The organism is Chryseobacterium sp. PET-29 (assembly GCF_025736815.1).
Lineage (GTDB): Bacteria > Bacteroidota > Bacteroidia > Flavobacteriales > Weeksellaceae > Chryseobacterium > Chryseobacterium nepalense.
Genome location: NZ_CP107053.1, coordinates 49773 through 71886 on the forward strand (window position 1 = coordinate 49773; position 22114 = coordinate 71886).

At 37.3% G+C, this 22114-nt stretch carries 17 protein-coding genes and 11 tRNA genes; 14 read left to right on the forward strand and 14 right to left on the reverse strand.

Translation table 11 applies throughout. The annotated features are described in order from the left end of the window. Nucleotides 1-11 precede the first annotated feature (11 nt). The 7 genes from ODE14_RS00205 to ODE14_RS18705 all read left to right on the forward strand — a co-directional run bounded on the left by ODE14_RS00205 (nucleotide 12) and on the right by ODE14_RS18705 (nucleotide 9452). Complete coding sequence (locus tag ODE14_RS00205; protein ID WP_263602507.1) at nucleotides 12-2987, forward strand: SusC/RagA family TonB-linked outer membrane protein; 2976 nt, start codon at nucleotides 12-14, stop codon at nucleotides 2985-2987. An 11-nt stretch (nucleotides 2988-2998) separates the two neighbouring features. Beyond that, complete coding sequence (locus tag ODE14_RS00210) at nucleotides 2999-4453, forward strand: SusD/RagB family nutrient-binding outer membrane lipoprotein (protein ID WP_263602508.1); 1455 nt, start codon at nucleotides 2999-3001, stop codon at nucleotides 4451-4453. 88 nt (nucleotides 4454-4541) lie between these two features. Further along, the gene (locus ODE14_RS00215) at nucleotides 4542-6125 is read left to right on the forward strand and encodes a calcineurin-like phosphoesterase C-terminal domain-containing protein (RefSeq protein WP_263602509.1); all 1584 of its coding nucleotides are present in this window, start codon (nucleotides 4542-4544) and stop codon (nucleotides 6123-6125) included. Nucleotides 6126-6344: 219 nt separating this feature from the next. Beyond that, the gene (locus ODE14_RS00220; protein WP_263602510.1) at nucleotides 6345-7058 is read left to right on the forward strand and encodes a 3-ketoacyl-ACP reductase; all 714 of its coding nucleotides are present in this window, start codon (nucleotides 6345-6347) and stop codon (nucleotides 7056-7058) included. A 332-nt stretch (nucleotides 7059-7390) separates the two neighbouring features. After that, the gene (prmA, locus tag ODE14_RS00225) at nucleotides 7391-8218 is read left to right on the forward strand and encodes a 50S ribosomal protein L11 methyltransferase (protein WP_263602511.1); all 828 of its coding nucleotides are present in this window, start codon (nucleotides 7391-7393) and stop codon (nucleotides 8216-8218) included. A gap of 18 nt (nucleotides 8219-8236) precedes the next feature. Continuing rightward, nucleotides 8237-9079, forward strand: coding sequence for an SH3 domain-containing protein (locus tag ODE14_RS00230; RefSeq protein ID WP_263602512.1), 843 nt, complete (start codon nucleotides 8237-8239; stop codon nucleotides 9077-9079). A gap of 220 nt (nucleotides 9080-9299) precedes the next feature. Continuing rightward, nucleotides 9300-9452 carry a bacteriocin-like protein gene (locus ODE14_RS18705; protein ID WP_412059343.1) on the forward strand — a complete coding sequence of 51 codons (153 nt, stop codon included), beginning with the start codon at nucleotides 9300-9302 and terminating at the stop codon, nucleotides 9450-9452. Between the two features lie 158 nt (nucleotides 9453-9610). Here ODE14_RS18705 and ODE14_RS00235 read toward each other — a convergent pair. The 8 genes from ODE14_RS00235 to ODE14_RS00270 form a co-directional block, all read right to left on the reverse strand. Continuing rightward, a tRNA-OTHER gene (locus ODE14_RS00235) sits at nucleotides 9611-9676 on the reverse strand. Between the two features lie 92 nt (nucleotides 9677-9768). Next, nucleotides 9769-9834, reverse strand: a tRNA-OTHER gene (locus tag ODE14_RS00240). Nucleotides 9835-9926: 92 nt separating this feature from the next. After that, nucleotides 9927-9992, reverse strand: a tRNA-OTHER gene (locus tag ODE14_RS00245). Between the two features lie 95 nt (nucleotides 9993-10087). After that, nucleotides 10088-10153, reverse strand: a tRNA-OTHER gene (locus ODE14_RS00250). A 92-nt stretch (nucleotides 10154-10245) separates the two neighbouring features. After that, nucleotides 10246-10311, reverse strand: a tRNA-OTHER gene (locus tag ODE14_RS00255). Nucleotides 10312-10403: 92 nt separating this feature from the next. Continuing rightward, nucleotides 10404-10469 (reverse strand) — tRNA-OTHER (locus ODE14_RS00260). 95 nt (nucleotides 10470-10564) lie between these two features. Then, nucleotides 10565-10638: transfer RNA gene (locus ODE14_RS00265), tRNA-Arg, on the reverse strand. Nucleotides 10639-10654: 16 nt separating this feature from the next. Further along, a tRNA-Pro gene (locus tag ODE14_RS00270) sits at nucleotides 10655-10729 on the reverse strand. Between the two features lie 151 nt (nucleotides 10730-10880). Between ODE14_RS00270 and ODE14_RS00275 the strand changes: the two genes are divergently transcribed. Continuing rightward, nucleotides 10881-11249 (forward strand): hypothetical protein, encoded by a 369-nt coding sequence (locus ODE14_RS00275; RefSeq protein WP_263602513.1) that lies wholly within the window; start codon nucleotides 10881-10883, stop codon nucleotides 11247-11249. A 62-nt stretch (nucleotides 11250-11311) separates the two neighbouring features. Here ODE14_RS00275 and ODE14_RS00280 read toward each other — a convergent pair. From ODE14_RS00280 to ODE14_RS00290, 3 genes are all read right to left on the reverse strand, one after another. Beyond that, a tRNA-Arg gene (locus tag ODE14_RS00280) sits at nucleotides 11312-11385 on the reverse strand. Between the two features lie 46 nt (nucleotides 11386-11431). Then, nucleotides 11432-11506, reverse strand: a tRNA-Pro gene (locus ODE14_RS00285). A 19-nt stretch (nucleotides 11507-11525) separates the two neighbouring features. Beyond that, nucleotides 11526-11610 (reverse strand) — tRNA-Ser (locus tag ODE14_RS00290). A 137-nt stretch (nucleotides 11611-11747) separates the two neighbouring features. On the opposite strand from ODE14_RS00290, the gene ODE14_RS00295 reads away from it, so the two are divergent. From ODE14_RS00295 to ODE14_RS00310, 4 genes are all read left to right on the forward strand, one after another. Continuing rightward, the gene (locus tag ODE14_RS00295) at nucleotides 11748-12773 is read left to right on the forward strand and encodes an N-acetylmuramoyl-L-alanine amidase (protein ID WP_263602514.1); all 1026 of its coding nucleotides are present in this window, start codon (nucleotides 11748-11750) and stop codon (nucleotides 12771-12773) included. Between the two features lie 98 nt (nucleotides 12774-12871). Next, nucleotides 12872-14272 (forward strand): aspartate ammonia-lyase, encoded by a 1401-nt coding sequence (gene aspA / locus ODE14_RS00300; RefSeq protein WP_248394438.1) that lies wholly within the window; start codon nucleotides 12872-12874, stop codon nucleotides 14270-14272. A 91-nt stretch (nucleotides 14273-14363) separates the two neighbouring features. Next, nucleotides 14364-15218, forward strand: a complete 855-nt coding sequence (locus ODE14_RS00305; protein WP_263602515.1) for a glycosyltransferase — start codon at nucleotides 14364-14366, stop codon at nucleotides 15216-15218. A 68-nt stretch (nucleotides 15219-15286) separates the two neighbouring features. After that, entirely contained in the window at nucleotides 15287-16354 is a 1068-nt protein-coding gene (locus ODE14_RS00310; RefSeq protein WP_263602516.1) for a hypothetical protein, read from the forward strand. On the opposite strand, the gene ODE14_RS00315 is transcribed toward ODE14_RS00310, so the two are convergent. From ODE14_RS00315 to ODE14_RS00325, 3 genes are all read right to left on the reverse strand, one after another. After that, nucleotides 16347-17825: a lipopolysaccharide biosynthesis protein gene (locus tag ODE14_RS00315; RefSeq protein WP_263602517.1), complete on the reverse strand. Its 1479-nt coding sequence runs from the start codon at nucleotides 17823-17825 to the stop codon at nucleotides 16347-16349. The two genes, ODE14_RS00310 and ODE14_RS00315, sit on opposite strands and share 8 nt — an antisense overlap. Nucleotides 17826-17827: 2 nt before the next feature. Next, on the reverse strand, nucleotides 17828-18622 hold the full coding sequence (locus ODE14_RS00320; protein WP_248394431.1) for an FkbM family methyltransferase: 795 nt from the start codon (nucleotides 18620-18622) through the stop codon (nucleotides 17828-17830). 100 nt (nucleotides 18623-18722) lie between these two features. Next, complete coding sequence (locus ODE14_RS00325) at nucleotides 18723-19388, reverse strand: DUF2461 domain-containing protein (RefSeq protein ID WP_248394430.1); 666 nt, start codon at nucleotides 19386-19388, stop codon at nucleotides 18723-18725. Nucleotides 19389-19628: 240 nt separating this feature from the next. On the opposite strand from ODE14_RS00325, the gene ODE14_RS00330 reads away from it, so the two are divergent. Both ODE14_RS00330 and ODE14_RS00335 read left to right on the forward strand, forming a co-directional pair. After that, nucleotides 19629-21317: a DEAD/DEAH box helicase gene (locus ODE14_RS00330; protein WP_248394428.1), complete on the forward strand. Its 1689-nt coding sequence runs from the start codon at nucleotides 19629-19631 to the stop codon at nucleotides 21315-21317. A gap of 151 nt (nucleotides 21318-21468) precedes the next feature. Then, a complete protein-coding gene (locus tag ODE14_RS00335; protein ID WP_072884742.1) occupies nucleotides 21469-22107 on the forward strand; it encodes a DUF47 domain-containing protein in 639 nt (212 codons plus the stop codon). Nucleotides 22108-22114: the final 7 nt, after the last annotated feature.

Here is a 22114-nt window from a genome sequence, read left to right on the forward strand (position 1 = left end):
ACAAAAAGGATATGCGTAAAGAGACACAAAAAGTACTGCTATTATCATTATTAGGTTTGGTCAGTGTAAATGTGATGGCCCAGGAAAATGCAAAAAGGGATACGATTAAAAGTATTGATGAAGTTGTCGTAACAGCATTGGGAATCAAAAGACAGGACAGATCTTTAGGATATGTTGCGGAGACCATTAAATCTGAAGAAATATTAAAAACTCAGAACAACAACTGGTCGCAGGCACTTGAAGGTAAAGTGGCAGGTCTTAAAATACAGACAGCCGGAGCCGGACCGCTGGGAAGTTCCATTATCAAATTAAGAGGAGATATTTCTATGAACCCTGATCAGAACAATGCCCTGATCGTAGTAGACGGTGTTCCTCTGAACAATAATACTACAGGAACAGGATTCTCGGCATACGGTGCGGGAGCCAAGGCAGATTTACCTATTGATTACGGAAACGGGATCAATACCATTAATCCTGATGATATCGAGTCTATTACTGTTCTCAAAGGATCTACAGCATCTGCTTTATACGGCTCAAGAGGTGCCGGTGGTGCCATCATGATCACTACAAAATCCGGGAAAAGCAAAAAAGGAAAAGTTCAGGTAAGTTTAAATTCATATTCTAGTTACGATACGGTGCTTAAATGGCCGGATTACCAGTACGAATATGGACAGGGAACGCTTCAGAAAGATACGCAGGGAAATTTTTTCTATTCTTACGGAGCATCTGCAGACGGAATCAACACCGGTTCTACCAGCAGCGCGTTCGGGCCAAAGTTTGCGGGACAGTATTACTTCCAGTATGATCCTGATCTGGAAGGACAAAGCAGTGAAAGAAAACTCTGGCAGCCTTACAAAGATAATATCAAAGGGTTTTGGGAAACAGGAACTACCTTTTCAAATAACATTTCGGTAGAAGCATCCAATGAGAATACATCATTCAGATCATCTTTAACCTATTTAAAAAATGAATGGATGATGCCGAACACCGGTTTCGACAGGTTCAACGCCGCTTTTTCGGTGGACCATAAACTGAGTGAAAAATTAAAAATCGGAATCAAAGTAAATTACAATAAAACAAAAAGTGACAATCTTCCGGCTACCGGTTACAGCAATCAGTCGATTTCTTATTTCATGATTTTCCAGAATCCAAATGTTGATCTTTCGTGGTACAGACCGATATGGAAAAGTGGAAAAGAGCAGGTTGACCAGATCCATCCGTTCAGCTCATTTATTGATAATCCGTACCTCATCGCTTATGAAATGCTGAATGGGGTTGATAAAAATTTCCTTACCGGAAATGTAAATCTTAACTATAAGATCACTAAAAACTTAGACGTAATGGTGAGGTCGGGAATGGAGCTGAACAACGAGCTTCGTACCCAAAAAAGACCTTGGAGTTCTGCCAACTATCTTCAGGGAATGTATAGGGAACAGCATATAAGATTGATGGATTTGAATAATGATATTTTATTCACATACAGAAATTCATTCGGTGAATTCGATTTTAGTGCATCTGCCGGTGGGAATATCCGTTATACGGAATACACAATGAATGATTATATCGCGGAAGGTCTTCTGAAGCCTGGAGTGTATACGCTGCCGAATGGTATTTCAAACATATCAAAATTCGCAAGACCGAATGATAAGCAGGTCAACAGTGCCTATGCTTTAGCAACATTAAGCTATAAAAATAAAATATTCCTGGATCTTACCGCGAGAAATGACTGGAGCAGTACGCTGCCGAAAGAAAACCGTTCTTATTTCTATCCGTCGGCCGCAACATCGTTTATTCTTTCAGATATTTTTAATCTGTCTTCAGATCATTTTAATTACTGGAAATTAAGAGCATCCTGGTCTAAAGTGGGTAATGATACGGATCCTTATCAGCTTATCAAATACTACAACAACAGTGATTTCGTAGGATCTGTGGAGTCTCCGTCCTTATACCCTAATCCAAACCTGAGACCGAATATGATCACCAATATTGAAGGCGGGATGGATTTTACAATTCTTAAAAACAGAATTAATTATACCATTACAGCGTATCAGAACAATTCTAAAGACCAGATTATCAGAATTCCTACTTTATGGGAAACAGGATACAGCACTAAAGTAATCAACGCCGGTGAAGTGAGAAACAGAGGTCTTGAAATGACACTGAATGCTTTTGCTGTAAAAAATAAAAAATTCTCATGGAGCATTAATGCCAACTGGTCTATGAACAGGAACAAAATTCTTTCGCTGCCTGAAGAGTTCAATGGGGAACCTTATACCATGGGAAGCGTTGGCGGAGTAGTTTACTTTAATGCTTTCGTAGGCGGCTCACTGGGAGATATGTATGGTTACGGACTCATGTATGCTCCGGACGGACAGGTTATTTATAATGCAACGGATGGTCTTACCGCGAAACCTACACAGATGAAGAAAATTGGAAATGCTTATCCGAAATGGAGGGCAGGAATCCAGAATGAATTCAGATATAAAGGAATTACCGTAAGTTTCTCATTTGACGGACAGTATAAAGGAATGGCTTATTCTCAGTCGCACCACAAAATGACAGAACAAGGGAAGTTGGAACACACTTTATTCGGAAGGGAAAATCCGGGAGGAATGATTGTGGGTGAAGGTGTAGTGCAGAACGCAGACGGATCATTCTCGCCGAATACAAAACCAATTTTATTGTCGTCTTATTACGCCGATTATTACAGAAGAGCCAATGTTGAGACGAATACTTTCGATACTTCTTTCATCAAACTTAGAGACGCAAGAATTGCTTACACCTTCTCTAAAAATGTTACCGATCAGCTCAAAATAACCGAGCTTACCCTCGCGGTTTTCGGAAGAAACCTGTGGATGTGGACGAAATTCCCACTGTTTGATCCTGAAGCCGCAACATTGAATGATAATCAGATCACTCCGGGTGTAGAAATGGGACAATTGCCGACAGCAAGAACGGTAGGTGTTCAGCTTAATGTTAAATTTTAAAATCTGAAAACATGAAAAAATTACTTGTAAATACATTATTAATTGCAGCCATCGGTTCTGTTCCGGTAGCGTGCAGCAGAAGCCTTGATGAAGTAAACACAGACAACAGCAGGATCAGCGAACCTGCAGCCTCAAAATTACTCGTTCCTGTTGAATATAATATGGCAGCTGTTAATTATATGAGAGCTAATGATTTTACATTCGATCTGATGCAGGTCTCCCTGGACTTTCCGAATGAAGGAAATACGCTCAGCAGATATAATATTACCGAAAATACGGGAGCAGGCTTCTGGAACAATAGCTATAAATGGCTTAAACAGGTAAAAGACATGAGAATGGCTGCTGAAAAAGATAATGATCCGAATTACGTTGCCATTGCAATGGTTCTTAATGCCTGGATTTATTCTAATCTTACGGATACGTATGGTGATGTTCCGTTTTCCGAAGCTTCCAACCAGGATGAGGGCAATTCACAGCCAAAGTTTGATAAGCAGAAAGATATTTATGTAAAACTGCTGGACGAGCTAAAAACGGCAAATTCACTTTTCGTTACCACAAAACCGCTTACCGGTCCTGATATTTTCTACAAGGCGGAAAGCGATGCCAACGGAATTGTAAACTGGAAGAAATTCTGTAATTCTCTTTCATTGCGTCTGTTAACAAGGATTTTAAGCAAAAATGGTGAGGTAAATGTCAATGAGAGGATTCAGGAAATTATCAGTGATCCTGTTAAATATCCCGTTTTTCAAAATAATAATGAAACGGCAAAAATAAATGTGACAGGCGTTGCGCCGGTTCTTCCTCCAATTACCAGACCGCAGGATTTTACCACAGGTAGAGCAGCTTCAGCATTTTTTGTTGAAACCCTGAAAGCAAACAATGACCCCAGAATGGCCATGTTTTTCGGACAGGCTAAAAGTATTCCCGGAAATGCAAACATCGGGTATAAAGGTGCGCCGTCAGGATATGCTTACGGGACAGCTTTCGATTATCAGCCTTCCAATATGAACCAGAATCTCGCGAAAGCACCGCTGAATATTTTGATATATCCGTATGCTGAGTTGCAGTTTACTCTTGCCGAACTGGCTTTTAAAGGAATTATTCCCGGAAATGCACAAACCTATTACGAGAATGGAGTAAAAGCAGCGATTGAACAGTGGGGAGCAACTGTGCCTGCCAATTATTTTGCTAATACAAATGTAGCTTACAATGGGACTTTAGAAAGAATCATGCTGCAGAAATATGTTGCCCTGTTCTTTGTAGATCAGCAACAGTGGTTTGAAAAAAGAAGAACAGGCTTCCCTGTACTTCCGAACAACGGAGGGTTGCTTAATAACGGCGTTATGCCTTCAAGGTTGATGTACCCGCCAAATCCGAGAATATTGAATACTACAAATTACCAGTCGGCAGTTCAGCAGATGGGCGGTGATAATATCAACGTAAAAGTATGGTGGAATAAACCTTAACACTTATCAATAAAGATCGGGATTTAGCCTACTTACTAGAAAAATAGTCAAATTGGCTTCAGCCAAAACATAATTAAATATCAATACAATGAATATAAAATTTTTAATGCCGTGTCTGCTTATTTCAGCAATGGCTTTTTCACAGGCTTCTGTTTCTGGATATGTATATGAAGACAGCAACAGAAATCAGAAAAAAGAAAACAGAGAAAAAGGGATTGAAGGAGTAGCTGTTTCAAACGGAATCCAGGTAATTCTTACAGATAAAAACGGAAGATACAGTCTTCCCATCCAGGAAGGGCAGTCGGTTTTTGTAATCAAGCCTTCAGGATATATGACGCCGGTAAACGGGAATAACTTACCCCAATATTATTATCAGTACAAACCGAAAGGTTCACCTGCAGATTTTAAATACAAAGGATCTGCGCCAACAGGAGAACTTCCGAAAGAGATCAATTTTGCACTGAACAAACAAAACGAAAGCAAAAATTTTGATATCCTGGTTTTCGGAGATCCGCAGCCTTATACTGAAAAGCAATTGGATTATTTTAAAAGAGCCATTGTAAACGAAGTGAAAAATACCAAGAAGAATGCGGTTCTGGGAATCAGTCTCGGAGATTTGGTAGGAGATAACCTCAGTCTGCAGAAACCTTATGCCGATGTAATGAAGGAGGTAGGATTACCTTGGTATAACGTGATGGGGAACCATGATATGAATTATGAAGCCAAAGAAGATTTGCTTTCTGATGAAACTTTCGAATCTAATTTCGGACCGGCGAATTACTCATTTAACTACGGAAATGTTCACTTCATTATCCTGGATGATATCCTGTATCCGGATCCTAGAGATGGAAAAGGATACTGGGGTGGCTTCCGTGAAGATCAGATGAAATTAATCGAAAATGATCTTAAACTTGTGGATAAAAACAAACTTATCGTTGTTTCTTTCCATATTCCGTTAGAACATAAAAATGAAGATAACTTCAGGAATTCTGATCGTCAGAAATTGTTTGACTTTTTAGCACCATTTAAAAATGCGTTGATTTTATCGGCTCATACTCATATTCAGCAACAGCTTTTCTATGGAAAGGAAGCAGGATGGAATGGTTCTAAAGACCTCCACGAATATAATGTAGGAACTACCTGCGGCGACTGGTGGTCCGGTACATCAGACGATCTCGGACTGCCGACTTCTACCATGAGAGACGGAACGGCGAAAGGCTATTCTTTCATCAGCTTTAACGATAATGAATACAAGGTTAAATATAAAACTGCAGGTAAGCCGGAAGATTATCAGATCAATTTATATGTTCCTAAAGTCATTCCTTTTCCTTCAAAAACATCCGCAAAAGTATTGGCCAATTTCTTTATGGGAAGCAAAAAAGATAAAGTGGAATACAGAATAGACGGAGAAAGGTGGGAAGAAATGCAGTACGACGAAACGGTGGATCCAAGTTTTGCGATGTCGGTTTTCAAATGGGATACTACGAAGAATCTTTTCCCGGGAAGAAGGCCTTCAAACCCTGAAATATCAAAACATATCTGGACGGGAGATTTTTCTAAAAAACTCTCGCTGGGAAAACATAAAGTTGAGGTAAGAGCTAAGGATATGTATGGAAATCAGTTCTCAGCTTCAGAAGAATTTGAAGTTCAAAATCAGATTCTTATACCTTAATTTTCATTTATTACTATACTTTCAAAGAAACCGGCCCGCTTTGGGTCGGTTTTATTTTTTTAAATAATCTTAACCTTAATCTAATCTTCAAAGTTTATATCTTATAAAATTTAATATGAAACATTCATTATATCAATGATCACAATAAGACTTTATAGTTCTCTTTCCAAATCATCTTTCGTAAATTTGTATCAGCGAATAAAATAAATTCTAAAAAAAATGAATATCAACGGAAAAAATGCCATCATTACCGGTGGAGGAAGAGGTCTGGGTAAAGCAGTTGCACTTGCTTTGGCCGCAGAAGGAGTACATATCGGAATTACAGGAAGAAACGAAGAAAACCTGAAAATGACGGTCGATGAAATCCGTAAATTTGGAGTAAACGCGGGATATGCTGTCTTCAGCATCGACAACGAAATTCATGTAAAAGCAGGTATCGAATCATTGGCAGAACAGTTGGGAGGAATCGATATCCTGATCAACAATGCAGGAATCGGTGACTTCGGTTCCATTGAAGATATGCCTTCCGAAACCTGGGAACAGGTTATTAAAACCAATCTTTTCGGAGTGTATTATGCAGCAAAAGCAGTACATCCTTTTATGAAGTTGAAAGGAGAGGGCGATATTATTAACGTCGCATCAACTGCGGGTTTAAAAGGCGGACCAAATATGTCAGCTTATGCAGCTTCAAAAGCAGCGGTTGTTTCCCTTTCACAGTCCATGATGGCAGAATGGAGAAAACAGAATATCAGAGTAATCACCCTTACGCCAAGTACGATTGCTTCGGATATGTCGATTCAGGGAGGTCTTACGGACGGAAACCCTGAAAAAGTGCTTCAGCCGGAAGATTTTGCAGAATGGGTAAGAGATATTTTAAAAATGAACAGAAGAGCATTGATTGCAAATGCCTCAATTTTCTCTACAAATCCTTAAACGGTTTAAGTTTAATGTTCAGAGTCTAATGTTTTTAGACATGAAACATAATCAACAAGAGCGGACTTAGGTTCGCTTTTTTTATGCATAATTGTCATTGTGAGGAGAGAAACAACGAAGCAATCTCAAAAAAATGGCTTCTCCTCGCAATGACAAATGATCAATCTTTGCTGAGTGAAACGTCTTTGCGAACGAAAAATATGTTCAATAATTTTAAAGAAAACTTTGTGCTCTTTGCGTTAAAAACACTTCGAAAGGCTCAGTGTGACATTGCTAATACTAACAGCGAAGATTTTACTGTTAATTCTTTATTTTTGCAACAAATTATTCACATGCAAAATTATTTAGAATTTAATTTCAAAATTTCTCCGCTTCAGCCTTGGAACGAAATATTAATGGCAGAGCTTATTGAAATCGGTTTCGACAGCTTCACAGAAGAAATAGACGGTATTTTGGGATATATTCAAAAAGATTTATTTAAAGAAGAAGATTTAAAAACGCTTCCGCTTTTTCAGAATGAGGAGGTAAAAATCGAGTATACCTTCAAAGAAATGCCGAATATCAACTGGAATGAAGAATGGGAGAAAAACTTTGAGCCTATCAATATTGATGATAAAGTGCTGATCCGTGCAGAATTTCACGAATCAGTCCCGGGAATGCATGAAATTGTAATCCAGCCGAAAATGTCTTTCGGAACAGGGCATCATCCAACAACACATCTCATGATTCAGCAGATGATGGATATGGATTTCAAGGATAAGAAAGTTCTGGATATGGGATGCGGAACTTCGGTTCTGGCTATTTATGCAAAACAGATCGGAGCAGGAGATACAAAAGCTATTGATATCGACGAATGGTCCGTTGAAAACTCCAAAGAAAATGCAGTAAGAAATAATGTGGAACTGGATATAGAACTGGGAACGGCTGAAAATTTAGGTAAAGAACATTACGATATTATTTTGGCGAATATCAACAGGAATATCCTAATTTCAGATATCCCGACGTATGTTTCGGTATTGAATAAAGGCGGAAAACTGCTGCTTTCCGGATTGTGTTTCTTTGATGTGGATGACATTCTGGAGGTTTGCAGAGAAAACGGTTTAGAGCTTAAAAAACAGCTTCAGCGCGAAGAATGGGTAAGTTTATTGCTTGAAAAATAAACACTGCAAAATATTAATATGAAAACCTTACTCCCAATTTTATTTCTATTCACTGTTCAGATTTTTTCTGCGCAGGAAGGTAATTATGATTATGCAAACGGAGTTTTTCAATTTGAAGAAAACAAAACACAGAAAATATTTACCGATTGGACGAGAATCCGGCAATCTCCCAACGTCAATGCTCAGATTTTAGATTCTTTACAGACGAACTGGCAAGTTTTGATTCTTAAAAAAGATGAAACGATCCTGAAACTCGGCGAAAGAAGAGCCAATTGGTACAAAATATCATATCAGAAAGGTGATAAGACTTCTGAAGGTTACGTTTGGGGCGGAAATTTAGCAGTAGGATATCGAAATAAAAACGGCTACGATTTTCTTTTTGGCTTAACAAAAACATTAAATAAGAAAAGTCCTGATTTTGATGGCTCGGTCCCACAGAATTATGCTTCTGTAAAGATGTTGAAAGGAAATGTTCTTTTAGATGAAGTTTCTTTTGAAACAGGCTCCGGTGAAAACTTAAATTTTGCAGGCTTTAGCATTGAAAGCGGCCATGAGCTGAAAGATGCTGAGCTTACGCTAAAAGCAACCACTTCCGGTGGTGCCTGCGGTGTTCCGACTTATGACCAGTATATTCTATTGAAAAGCAAAAAGTTGATTTCCCTGCCGCAGTTAATAAATGTGAGTGATGCCGGTGTTTATTATCATTCCGAAAAATTTGTTTTCCCAAACGATAAAGGCGGAATTCCAGATGCTTTTATTTTTAAGATGGAAGAAATGGAAAAAGATGATAACGATCGTGAAAAAAAGAAAAGATCTTCGAAAACGTATGTTTGGGATGGTAATTCTTACAGGTTTAAATAATTTTTTCAGGTAAACTAAATACATGTTTATACAAAATAAAGATTAAATAATTGAAATTAATCAAAAAAGTTTTTAAACAACTTAATTTACAGGAGAAAACCAAAGCGAATTTTTTTTTCGAAATAGTATTAATAACAACAATTTAAATATTTTTGATCCTTGTTTTATTCAAAATATTTGTTTAAATTCACAATTACATAAAATACTAATAACCAATATTATGGAAAACTTAAGGAAAATTACAAGATCTGGGTTAAAAGGAATTCAGGGAGGAATTGAAAGATGTGTTCAAGATTGTTTTCAAGGATATAGAAAATGCTGTATCAAAGGAAAACCTTATGTATGTATACCGGATAATGAACTGTGTGCATAAATAAATTGAATAAAAAAATGAATGGCCATCTAATTGATGGTCTTTTTTTGTGATAAATTTTAAATGCGTCAAATTGTACCGGACTATACCACATTTGATTGAAAATATGAGAATATAGAGAGCATAAAAAACCTCATAACAAAAGCTATGAGGTTTTGTGAGCGCGAAAGGATTCGAACCTTTGACCGTCCCGATAAATCGGGATGCTTATCCAGCTGAGCTTCGAGAAACCTTTGCTGTATCAACTAAATAGCAAAATAAAAAGTATGGAAATTGATATAACAAAAAACCTCATAACAAAAGCTATGAGGTTTTGTGAGCGCGAAAGGATTCGAACCTTTGACCGTCCCGATAAATCGGGATGCTTATCCAGCTGAGCTTCGAGAAACCTTTTCTGTATCAACTAAATAGCAAAATAAAAAGTATGGAAATTGATATAACAAAAAGCCTCATAACAAAAGCTATGAGGTTTTGTGAGCGCGAAAGGATTCGAACCTTTGACCGTCCCGATAAATCGGGATGCTTATCCAGCTGAGCTTCGAGAAACCTTTGCTGTATCAACTAAATAGCAAAATAAAAAGTATGGAAATTGATATAACAAAAAACCTCATAACAAAAGCTATGAGGTTTTTGTGTGAGCGCGAAAGGATTCGAACCTTTGACCGTCCCGATAAATCGGGATGCTTATCCAGCTGAGCTTCGAGAAACCTTTGCTGTATCAACTAAATAGCAAAATAAAAAGTATGGAAATTGATATAACAAAAAACCTCATAACAAAAGCTATGAGGTTTTGTGAGCGCGAAAGGATTCGAACCTTTGACCGTCCCGATAAATCGGGATGCTTATCCAGCTGAGCTTCGAGAAGCCCTTTGTTTTATCAAATAAATAGCAAAATAAAAGTATGGAAATTGATATAACAAAAAGCCTCATAACAAAAGCTATGAGGCTCTGTGAGCGCGAAAGGATTCGAACCTTTGACCGTCCCGATAAATCGGGATGCTTATCCAGCTGAGCTTCGAGAAGCCTTTTGTTTTATCAAATAAATAGCAAAATAAAAGTATGGAAATTGATATAACAAAAAACCTCATAACAAAAGCTATGAGGTTTTTGTGTGAGCGCGAAAGGATTCGAACCTTTGACCGTCTGCTTAGAAGGCAGATGCTCTATCCAGCTGAGCTACGCACCCTAAAATAAAATTTAAGTCGGGGCGGCAGGATTCGAACCTGCGACCTCCTGGTCCCAAACCAGGCGCGATGACCGGACTACGCTACGCCCCGAAGAGGTCATCTTTAACAAGAATTACCTTGTTTTTTGTGGGTGCAAATATAGATACTTTTTTTGAATTATAAAAATAAAACACTAATAATTTTTTAACAATAATATTTAATTAAATTTACCCGATTAATAATCATTGTTTTATAAAAACTTATGATCAGAAAAATTTTACTTTTATTATTTTCATTAATAATAATTTCAGTCGCTTTTAATTATTATATCGAGAAAAACCTTAGCACTGCATTTTCGGAAATAGAACCAGAAAACTTGCAATATTTAGAACATCATTCTAATATCAATTTTTATACACACGGACTTGAAAATATCGGCGAAAATCTGCAGTATGAATTACTTAAAATGGGTATGCATAATTGCAAATTAGAGGTAAGGAGAGATTATGTATATTTCTTTCAGAATAAAGCTGTTAACATCAGTAATGAAAAAAAATGCCTGAGAATAGATGTAGATTATAATTTTGTTACATCAGTATTCAGCATTACAGGATTTCAAACTTGCAACTAATTAAATAAAGATCAAGGATTTATATAACAAAAAACCTCATAACAAAAGCTATGAGGTTTCTGTGAGCGCGAAAGGATTCGAACCTTTGACCGTCTGCTTAGAAGGCAGATGCTCTATCCAGCTGAGCTACGCACCCATTAAAAGTTGATTCTTGCTTAATGATCCTTAAGCATTTAAAAAAGTCGGGGCGGCAGGATTCGAACCTGCGACCTCCTGGTCCCAAACCAGGCGCGATGACCGGACTACGCTACGCCCCGAAAAAGATATATAGAAAAGCGGAGGGTAAGGGATTCGAACCCTTGCGACACTTTCGCGTCGACAGTTTAGCAAACTGCTCCGTTAACCACTCCGGCAACCCTCCTGTTATCTTCGTTTTTTAATGATCGTTGTTCCTTTATTGCGAGTGCAAATATAGAATAGATTTCTTTATTTACCAAATATTTTTCAAGAAATATTTGCGTATTTTTGAGGTAATAAACTGGTAAAAAAAATAGACAAATGCGTAAAACATTATATATCATCGGATTAAGCGTTGCCGTTTTTTCCTGTACTTCACAACGAAATGCAAAAAAAAGGCAGTATATCCCGAAAACCCCGTCAGTACAGCCGAAAACGACTGCTAAAGCAACGGATGAGAAGCCAAAACCAAAGGTTTCCACAGAGCATGGTGTCGATTTTTTCACAACCAATATTGCCGATGCAACAAAAAATGATAATACCGCAAGTTACGGATCCATTGTTTCTGCAAAACCTGCCGGCTATAAAGTGGTAAAAGACTATTTTCCGGCCATTGCACAGAATTTCAGACAAAGATATCTTATCCTTCACTACACGGCATTGCCGGATGATAAATCTATTACTGTCCTTTCACAGCAGGCCGTAAGTGCACATTATCTTGTAAACAATACAGGAGATAATGAAATTTACCAGTTGGTAGATGAAAATAAACGTGCTTATCACGCCGGAATAAGTGCATGGAGAACGGATAAAAACCTTAACGATACTTCAATTGGGATTGAAATCGTAAATACAGGATATATAACCGACGCTTCCGGAAAAAGAGTTTTTGCTCCTTTTGATGAAGCACAGATAAAAAAAGTAGCCGCTTTGGTAAAAGATATTGCAACCCGATATCAGATTCCGGCAACAAATATTCTTGCGCACTCCGATATTGCACCTACAAGAAAACAGGACCCGGGACCTTTGTTTCCGTGGAAAAGATTGTATGATGAATATCAGATCGGGATGTGGTATGATGATGCTGCTAAACAAAATTACTATGACCTTGCCGTTTCTGCGGATTTCCCATCTAAATATAATGATTCAACATTTATTTTTAATGTTCAGACACAGTTACAGAAATTCGGGTACGCGCTGGATCTGAGCGGAAAATGGGATGATGCTACCAAGAAAACAATAGAAGCTTTCCAGTATCACTTCAGACCGCAGAATTATGACGGAATCATGGATCCTGAAACATATGCAATATTACAGGCTTTAGTATTAAAATATCCGTTAAAATAAATGTACAATGTAGCAATTTATCAAAATAACAATGTCTAAATTCTATTACTATATTGGTACACTGTTACATTGATAAATTGTTATATCAATTATAAATTATGGAAAATTTCAGAAAAGAAAGCGATCTATTGGGGGAATTAAACGTCCCGATCAATGCTTATTATGGAGTACAGACGCAAAGAGCCATTAATAATTTTAAAATTTCAGGACAGCTGCTGTCTTCTTATCCTCAGTTCATCAGAGGGTTGGCTTACGTAAAGAAAGCAGCTGCAAAAACGAATTATGAGCTTGGGCTTCTTGATGAAAAATTGTACTTCAGTATCGCTGAAGTTTGTGATGAAATTATCAATGGGGAGCTCCACGAACAGTTTCCTGTGGATATGATCCAGGGTGGGGCAGGCACGTCCATCAATATGAACGCCAATGAAGTTATTGCCAACCGGGTTTTAGAAAAATTAGGAAAAAATAAAGGAGAGTATCAGTTTTGTTCGCCGAATGATCATGTTAATCTTTCGCAGTCAACCAACGATGCTTATCCAACCGCTATCAAAATGGGGTTGCTGCAGATGAATGCAATTCTTGTTGAAAAACTTGGAAAAATTGTTGAGGCATTCAGGGAAAAAGGAAAAGAATTCCATGATGTTATTAAAATGGGACGTACACAGCTTCAGGATGCTGTTCCAATGACACTGGGACAGGAATTTGAAGCATTCGCTGCAACTCTGGAAGAAGATATTTCAAAATTAAATAACAATGCCGACCTTTTCGTGGAGGTGAATATGGGAGCTACTGCTATCGGAACAGGATTAAATGCTCCGGTCGGTTATGCCACATTATGTGCAAAAAACCTCGCTCAAATTACGGGTTTCCCGGTAGTTTCAGCGCCCGATTTGGTAGAAGCAACACCGGATACAGGATCGTACGTTATTTATTCGTCTGCAATGAAGCGGCTTGCCGTAAAGCTTTCAAAAATCTGTAATGATTTGAGGCTGCTTTCTTCAGGGCCAAGGGCCGGACTTTTTGAGATCAATCTCCCGCCGATGCAGCCGGGATCTTCTATTATGCCCGGCAAAGTAAATCCGGTAATTCCGGAAGTTGTCAATCAGGTGTGCTTTAAAGTGTTCGGAAATGATCTTACCGTAACGTTTGCTGCGGAAGCAGGACAGCTACAGCTTAATGTAATGGAACCGGTACTTTCACACGCTATTATGGAAAATATTCATTTTCTTTGCAATGCCTTGGATACGCTTCGTGAAAAATGTGTCGTAGGAATTACGGCAAACCGTGAAGTATGCCTCAATATGGTAAAACACAGCATCGGAATTGTAACCGCACTGAATCCATACATAGGCTACAAACATTCTACGGAAATTGCAAAAGAAGCGCTGGAAACCGGAAAAAGTGTTTATAATCTCGTATTGGAGAAAGGTATTCTTTCCCAGGAAAAGTTGGATGAAATCCTTGATCCGAGAAACATGCTGAAGCCGCATAACAAATAATAAACAACAATTGATAAGTGATAAAGCGTATTGAAGATAGTCTGTCTTATTGGTTTCTTTATCACTTATCATTCATCATTTATACATTAACGTGAGGTTTTTAATTATAATTCCTGCGCATAACGAAGAAAATAATCTTTCTTTCACACTGGATTCTTTACAGCGGCAAAGCTTTAAGGACTTTAAGACAGTAATCGTAAACGACGGTTCTACAGATAATACGGCGGAGGTAATCAGGAAATACACTGATCTGGATGCCAGGTTTGAAACCGTGGATCTGCAGAAATCTTTACATCAGCCCGGATCAAAGGTGGTTCATGCTTTTAAAAAAGGACTTGAAACTCAGGACGTAGATGCTTTTGACGTCATTTGTAAATTTGATTCTGATGTCATATTTCCTGAAAATTATCTTGAAAAAATCGGAGCAACGTTTAAGAAACATCCTGATTACGGACTTGTTGGCGGCCTTTTATATGTTGAGAAAAACGGAGATTGGGTATATGAAGGAAATTCTAATAGACATCATGTACGGGGACCAGTAAAAGCCTACCGAAAAGAAAGTTTTATGCAGATGAATGGCATCAGGGAAACTTTAGGTTGGGATAATATTGATGCAATCCTTCTTCAGAATCTAGGATGGAAAGAAGTCGTTATTCCGGAGCTGCACGTTCGTTTAATTAAAGTAAAAGGAGCAGATTACACCATTAGACCAGCCGAATATTACGGTAAATATTTCTATTTTTTAGGCTTAAACAGATTTTTGGCATATGTGGCATCTTGTAAAGAAGCGGTGAAAAGCAGATCAATATCTTTCTTTTTTAAAATTATCGGCTCTTATGAAAACTGTCGTAATCGTAAACTGGAATTAAAAATATCTGAGAATGAGCGTGAAATCATCAATCGGCAACGTTGGGAAATGCTTAAAAGAAAATGGCTGAAAATGTAATTTGCATTCACATAATATCTTTACCTTTAACAAATAAACAAGAAATACTCTTAGTTTAAATTTAAAACTTGAAAAGAATTGCTTACATAGAAATTGATACCCACGCTGAAATTGCCCAGTCTTTCATGGATATTATGAATGGGACGGGTTCTTTTTCAGTGGACTATTATTTTTCAAAAAGGGTTAAAGATCACATTGCTGAAAATGGGGAAAACATATTTCTCTCAGACAGTTCCATGATCTTGGATCAGTTGACATTAAAAAAGTATGACCTTGTTATTATCGGAACTGTTCATCGGTATTTCAATACATTTTTCACGATTGCCGAAAAATATAATACGGCAGTTATTGTTCACAATATCAACTTTATCAGGACTTCAAATTTCAGTCTTCTTAAAAGTATATTCAAAAAAGATAGAATTTACCGGTTAAAACTTTTATGGAAAGAAGGATTACTGGGTTCTTCAAAAATTTACCGGAAAGCCAGAAAACTTTTGGTTCTGGATGAAGCATTGATTTCAGAATGCTTTAGTTTTTTACCTATTTTTTATACAAAATATTCAGAAAGAATTCAGAATAAAATTCTTACAGTTGTTATTCCGGGTGGTGTTTCCCAAAAAAGAAGGGATTATAAAAAAGTATTTTCAGAAATAAAAAAAATTGAAGACTTATATCATCATCCCGATTTTAAGAAAATACTGATAGAATTTGTTTTTTTAGGTAAGGCTGATCATGCCGAACTGAAGCAGCTTACTGATCTGCAACATTCTTTACAGTATGTTAATATTACTTATTTTTCGGAGAGGGTTCCGCCGGAAAATTTTGAGAATTGGATGCGGAAAGCAGATGTTTTGTGGTGTCCGATTCAGGAGGAAACAGAGTTTTTCAGCCAGAAAGAAATATATGGCAAAACAAAGATGACCGGAAATATTGGGGATTCCATAAAATTCGGGAAGCTTGCTGTATTCCCAAAGAATTATCAATCGTCGCTGGATTTTATTCTTCCGGAACAATCTGATCTCACCCAGCAGTTTGAAGAGCTTAAAGATCTGAAATTCGATTTTCAGAAGGAATACAACAAAAAAGCAGTCAGACAAAAGCTCGAAAATCTTTTGAACAGTTTAATGGCTACTTGAATTTAAAGATACTTTTAATAAAGTTTTTGTTTAAATAATCTTCAATCGGAAAAACCTTCGTGAAATAATTTCCGATGAAAATCAAAAGCAGGACCACAGCAGGTTTGTAAACCAGATTGATGAAATTGTTGCTGAAATTCGGAAGGACAATTGCCACGGTTATGGCCAGTGTGCAGATAATTGAGACGAAAATCATTTCAATAGTAAGCGGGGAAACTTTAAATACAAAATAGTTAAATACGATCTTCACCACATTGTAGGTAATCAGCGAGATGGCTGTTGATAACGCAATACCGATCAGTTTCAAATCCGTATTTTTCAGGAAATATAAATTCAGGAAAATAGTTAGGCCTGCAAGCAGCAGCATTACGAGAATATTGAATTTGTAGTACTTTGAAAGTGAAATGATATTTCCGTTAAAACCTGTGGCAAGGTCAATTAACACTGCTGATCCCCAGATCCAGACTACCGGTTCGTACTCTCTCAGCAAAACCCCGTTTTTAGGCATAAAATAAGTCAGATAAGGGAATCCTACCATAATGCAGGAAAACAAAACGGCACCTAAAAAATAGAGGGTGAGCGAAGTTTTCTTATGAAACTTATCCAGTCCTTCCATATCTCCGTCTGCAAGATTTTTACTGATTATCGGGGCTGAAATATTAAATAATCCCAGCTGCGGAATCGAAATGAGGGAAATCAATGCATACAATGTAGAATAAATCCCGTTTTCCTCCATTCCCATGTATTCGCCGATCATAAAGCTGTTGATCGCAAGATAATTCCCGAAAGTCCCCAGAAAACCGAAAAAACTATAATTCATAAACTCCTTCCAGAACCCGTCTTTTTTAAAATAATCGGTACTGAAGTCGAAGTTGATTTTATCCAGCTTATTCGTATAGTAAATATAACCGAACAGCATCAGCGCAAAAATTCCGAAGAAAAATGCCAATGCCGTCTTCTGCGAAAATGCAAAGTAAAAAAAAAGACAGAATGCACCGAGGTTGGCAATTTTAGGAAAAAGATTGTCAAAAATATTGGAAACAACAATTCTTTTATAGTTGGATGTGTATTTATTGAATAGGGCACACAGCGACAAAACCAAAATCAAAGGAAGAATAATTCCTTTGATGTTCCACGCCTGAGTCTTTAAAAACTGAGGATAAAAATAGGGAAGTATAAAAAATACTCCGCAGAAAATCAGGAAATTGATGAAGATGACAAGCAGTGACAGGGAAAGCATATTCTGGTTTTTTCCGTCTTGCTGCACGCTGTGAAAAAATTTCACATTCGCATATGAAATCCCGAAAACTACGAAAGGAACCAGCATCTCTGCGGTCTGCATGCTGTATCTCAGTTTTCCGTAAAATTCAAAATCATTTGGGAAAATGAAAATCGCGGAAACGGTACCCAGGAGAAAACCTACATAGCCAATAATAGAATACTTAAACCCTTGTCTCGCAACTACACTCATTTTTATTGACTTTTAGGAATAAAGATAATGTTGTTGATGTATTCTTTTTTATTTTTTTCGTCGCTTATATTTTTCAGTAGAATGTCTTCCGATAATTTTTCCAGCCCGAAAGTATTTCTGTTAAGATAATGGGCATCATAACCCCAGGATTCTACTTCAGAGATTTCTTTCCAGATCGGGAGGTCATGGTGTCTTTGCTCCATTTCCACCATCAGTACCGGCAAAAATTTACAGATTACTTCACGGGCTCCGTAAAGTGTTTTCATTTCATTTCCCTCAACATCTATTTTGATAAAATCCAGCCTGTGAATACTTTCAATGGCAGCCCAGTCATCAAGACGTATAACCTTTACCTTTTCGGTATAGCTTCTTTCCTCACCTTTTTCTTTGTAAGAGGTGTTTAGGGTTCCCCTGGAAGCAATTGTTTTACCGTTGATTATGGGTACTTTAAATTCGGCTGTCGTGTTTTCATCCGAAAGAGCCAACGGAAAAATGCGCATTTGCGGAAATAGTCTTTTAAGCCTTCTGTACAATTTTTTATTGGGTTCAAAAGCATAGATCTGTTCATGATCCAGCTTATTTTCCAGCTGGTATAAAAATGTGCCTACATTGGCACCTATATCAAAAATAACGGCTTTTTTAGGGAGAAATTCTTTAATCCATACCAATTCGGGTTCTACGTTTCTTGCAGAGAAATTATCTTTACTGAGATTGTTTAAATTTTTAAAAAATCTTTTCTTGTAAAAACCGGGACTTATATATTGCAGATTTTCAGCAATTCTTTGGTATATAGACATGCTTTTGCTTTTGACACGAGCAAATATACGCAAAAATGTTAAATTAATGTTAAAACAGTCAAATTATAAGTCTCTGGCTATCAACGAATATAATTTAAAACTATAAAAAGGGTGCATTCAGAAAATCATTCAGGGGCTTCATCACTTTAAAGATTTTTGCCAGGTTTTTTGAAGCACTTTTATCCGAAATTTCCTTATCCGAAAGATTATATACTACAATGAAGCTTTTCAGTTTCAGGTATTCAGCCATAGGATCTTCTTTTTCAAATCCCTGCGGCACTTTTTTCAGTTTATCATCCTGATCCAGCTCCGGAAAATATTTTTTAAATTCTTTATTGTTTAAAATGTTTAAAAATTCCTTCCCATACAGTGAAATTTCTTTTCTCAAGGTTTTCAGAACTGAAGATTCCGGCATGTAGATTCCTCCGGCAATAAAAGATTTTCCCGGCTCCAGGTGCAGATAATATCCGCCTTTCTGGCTGCCTTTCCCCATTCCAAGCGATGCGCCGATGTTGGTTTTATAAGGTGTTTTATCTTTTGAAAAACGAGTATCCCTGTAAATTCTGAACAGGGATTTTTTAGCATCAATTTTTCCCAACTCAGAATCAAATTCAGACATCTCTGCAATCAGGTCTTCAAGAAATGCTACAATATTTTCCTGAGATTCGGTATAGAGATTTTTATTCTCTGTAAACCATTCACGGTTGTTATTTTCGGCAAGTTGTCTTAAAAAATCAAAAACTTTTGGTGAAACTGCTGCTGGCATATTTTTTTATTTTCAACCAAAATTAATCAAATTCGGGCAATACCGGAAATACATTTTTCCTGCCTACGACAGAGTCCATACCATAAATGGTATTTAAATTAAAATTAAAAATATGGCAGTTTTTCTGCGGAAATTATAAAAGCATTATCACTTTTAAATATTAAATTATTGTTTCTGTAATAATAGTTAAAATGTAATTCAAATAATAATCGTATCTTTGCAAAAATTTTAAAATATTTAATGAATTTATTTACGGAAACCAATTTAAGTCCTGATATTCTTAAGGCTATTGGCGAACTGGGTTACGAAAGCCCGACAGAAATCCAAAAACAGACTATCCCTTTTATTCTTTCAGATATTCGCGACTTGATCGCACTTGCGCAGACAGGGACAGGCAAAACAGCAGCGTTTTCGCTTCCGATTTTGGATATGATTGACGATACGAGTCGCAAAATCCAATTATTGGTCCTTTGTCCGACACGGGAATTATGTCTTCAGATTACGAAAGACATTAAAAACTACTCCAAATACATGAAAGACATCAAAACGACAGCCGTTTATGGTGGAAGCAGTATTATGGATCAGATCAGGTCTCTTAAGGACAAACCGCAGATTATTGTGGGAACTCCGGGAAGAGTAATTGACCTTATTAACAGAAAAGCACTGGATTTTTCTGCGATTCACTGGCTTGTGCTGGATGAAGCAGATGAGATGCTTTCAATGGGTTTCAAAGATGAGTTGGAAACAATTTTGAGTGAAACTCCTGAGACGAAACAAACTTTCCTTTTCTCTGCAACAATGAGCAAGGAAGTGGAAAGAATTTCTAAAAGCTACCTCACAAAACCACACAGGATTTCTGTAGGTTCTATCAATGAGGTTAAGAAAAACATCAAGCATGAATATTATGTGATCGGTTATCGCCAGAAAAAAGAAGCTTTAAAGCGTCTTATCGATTCCAATCCGAATCAGTATTCTATTATTTTCTGCAGAACGAGAATGGAAACCCAGGAGGTTGCAGATTTCCTTATGCAGAACGGGTACGCCGCAGATGCGCTTCACGGTGATCTTTCGCAGGCACAGAGAGATACGGTAATGAAGAAATTCAGGCTTAAAAATATCGATATTCTTGTGGCTACAGACGTTGCCGCAAGAGGATTAGACGTAAATTCCCTGACTCACGTTATCCATTATTCTCTTCCGGATGATCCTGAAGTTTTCGTTCACCGAAGCGGAAGAACGGGTAGAGCAGGAAAAGACGGTATTTCTATTGCCCTGATCAAGCCTGAAGAAAGCAGAAAGCTGAAGCAGATTAAATCGGTGACTAAAATTGAAATGCAAGAAGGTAAAATTCCTACCGGAGAAGATATTATCAAGGCTCAGGTGGGAGGCGTTTTTGAAAGTCTTTTTGAAATTCACGAAGATTTCTTTGAATTTGATGACTCCCTGATTCCTGATTTATCGGCATTCACAAAAGAAGAGCTTGCTCACAAACTCCTTCAGTTTCAGCTGAAAGATCTTGCAATGTATTATAAAGACAGACATGATCTTATTGATCAGAAACTGAGCAGCAGAGATGATGACGGAGGTTCCAGAAGGGACAGAAGAGACCGCGACCGAGACAGAGGAAGAGATCGTGACAGAGGCGAAAGAAGCGAGCGTAGCGGAAAGCCAAGAAGAAAAAATGAAGATATGGTAAGATTTTTCTTTAATCTGGGTAAAAAAGATCAGCTGAAGAAATTGGATGTATTGGATATTATCAACAAAGCGACTTCCGGAAAAAGCAAGAAAAGAGCTGAAATCGGGGATATCGAAATTCTTGAGAAATTCTCATTCTTCGAAGTTGAAAAATCATTCAAAGACAATGTTTTGAGCAACATCGGATCCATGAAATTCAAAGGAAAGGAAATGAGGGCTGAAGTAGCCAACTAAACTCCTTAAAACATACTGAAAACCGGCTGCATGGCCGGTTTTTTTATTTGATAATCAATCTGTAATGCAATGTTAACAAAACTTAATGTTGTATTGTTTCAGGTAAGGGCGTTTTTTAAGAAATTTGCACACGAATTATAAATACTTAAAAATGGGAATTGGTAATATTTTCCACGCTTTTCAACCAAAAGATAAAATCTTCTTCGTACTGTTCGAAAAAGTAACTGAAAACCTTGTAGCAATGTCTGAGGAATTCAATGCAGGAATTAAAGATTTTGATCTTAATGATGATTCCATGCTGAAAAAAATGAGCGACTTCGAACATAAAAATGATGAACTTACTCATGAGATCTTTGTAGAACTGGGAAAAAACTTCATTACACCTTTCGACAGAGAAGATATTCATACCCTTGCAACAGGGCTGGATGATATTGCAGATTATATTTATGCCTCAACAAAGTACATTTTCCTGTATAAATCTCCTGAGATGAAGGCATATTCCGATTTCTCATTATTGATTCACAAAGCATGTCTTGAGATCCAGAATGCTATGAAGAATCTTAAAGGCTTCAAAAATATGGAACAGGTAAAAGAAGCTTGTATTAAAGTGAACTCTATTGAAAATATAGCAGACGATCTTCTTTCCAATTCAATGGTGGAATTATTCGAAACGAATGATGCCATTAACATCATCAAAGTTTCATCTGTACTTAATTATCTTGAAGTCGTGACCGACAAAGCAGAAGATGTTGCCAATACCATTGAGAACATCATGATTAAATACGCTTAATTAATAA

Excerpts from the sequence above, each read along its gene's own strand:
- ODE14_RS00320 (WP_248394431.1), bottom strand. The coding sequence starts at position 18,622 with ATGTCTATATACCAAAGAATTGCTGAAAATCTGCAATATATAAGTCCC.
- ODE14_RS18705 (WP_412059343.1), top strand. The coding sequence starts at position 9,300 with ATGGAAAACTTAAGGAAAATTACAAGATCTGGGTTAAAAGGAATTCAG.
- aspA (WP_248394438.1), top strand. The coding sequence starts at position 12,872 with ATGGAAAATTTCAGAAAAGAAAGCGATCTATTGGGGGAATTAAACGTC.
- ODE14_RS00210 (WP_263602508.1), top strand. The coding sequence starts at position 2,999 with ATGAAAAAATTACTTGTAAATACATTATTAATTGCAGCCATCGGTTCT.
- ODE14_RS00220 (WP_263602510.1), top strand. The coding sequence starts at position 6,345 with ATGAATATCAACGGAAAAAATGCCATCATTACCGGTGGAGGAAGAGGT.
- ODE14_RS00230 (WP_263602512.1), top strand. The coding sequence starts at position 8,237 with ATGAAAACCTTACTCCCAATTTTATTTCTATTCACTGTTCAGATTTTT.
- ODE14_RS00295 (WP_263602514.1), top strand. The coding sequence starts at position 11,748 with ATGCGTAAAACATTATATATCATCGGATTAAGCGTTGCCGTTTTTTCC.
- ODE14_RS00325 (WP_248394430.1), bottom strand. The coding sequence starts at position 19,388 with ATGCCAGCAGCAGTTTCACCAAAAGTTTTTGATTTTTTAAGACAACTT.
- ODE14_RS00275 (WP_263602513.1), top strand. The coding sequence starts at position 10,881 with ATGATCAGAAAAATTTTACTTTTATTATTTTCATTAATAATAATTTCA.
- ODE14_RS00335 (WP_072884742.1), top strand. The coding sequence starts at position 21,469 with ATGGGAATTGGTAATATTTTCCACGCTTTTCAACCAAAAGATAAAATC.
- ODE14_RS00330 (WP_248394428.1), top strand. The coding sequence starts at position 19,629 with ATGAATTTATTTACGGAAACCAATTTAAGTCCTGATATTCTTAAGGCT.
- ODE14_RS00205 (WP_263602507.1), top strand. The coding sequence starts at position 12 with ATGCGTAAAGAGACACAAAAAGTACTGCTATTATCATTATTAGGTTTG.
- ODE14_RS00215 (WP_263602509.1), top strand. The coding sequence starts at position 4,542 with ATGAATATAAAATTTTTAATGCCGTGTCTGCTTATTTCAGCAATGGCT.
- prmA (WP_263602511.1), top strand. The coding sequence starts at position 7,391 with ATGCAAAATTATTTAGAATTTAATTTCAAAATTTCTCCGCTTCAGCCT.
- ODE14_RS00315 (WP_263602517.1), bottom strand. The coding sequence starts at position 17,825 with ATGAGTGTAGTTGCGAGACAAGGGTTTAAGTATTCTATTATTGGCTAT.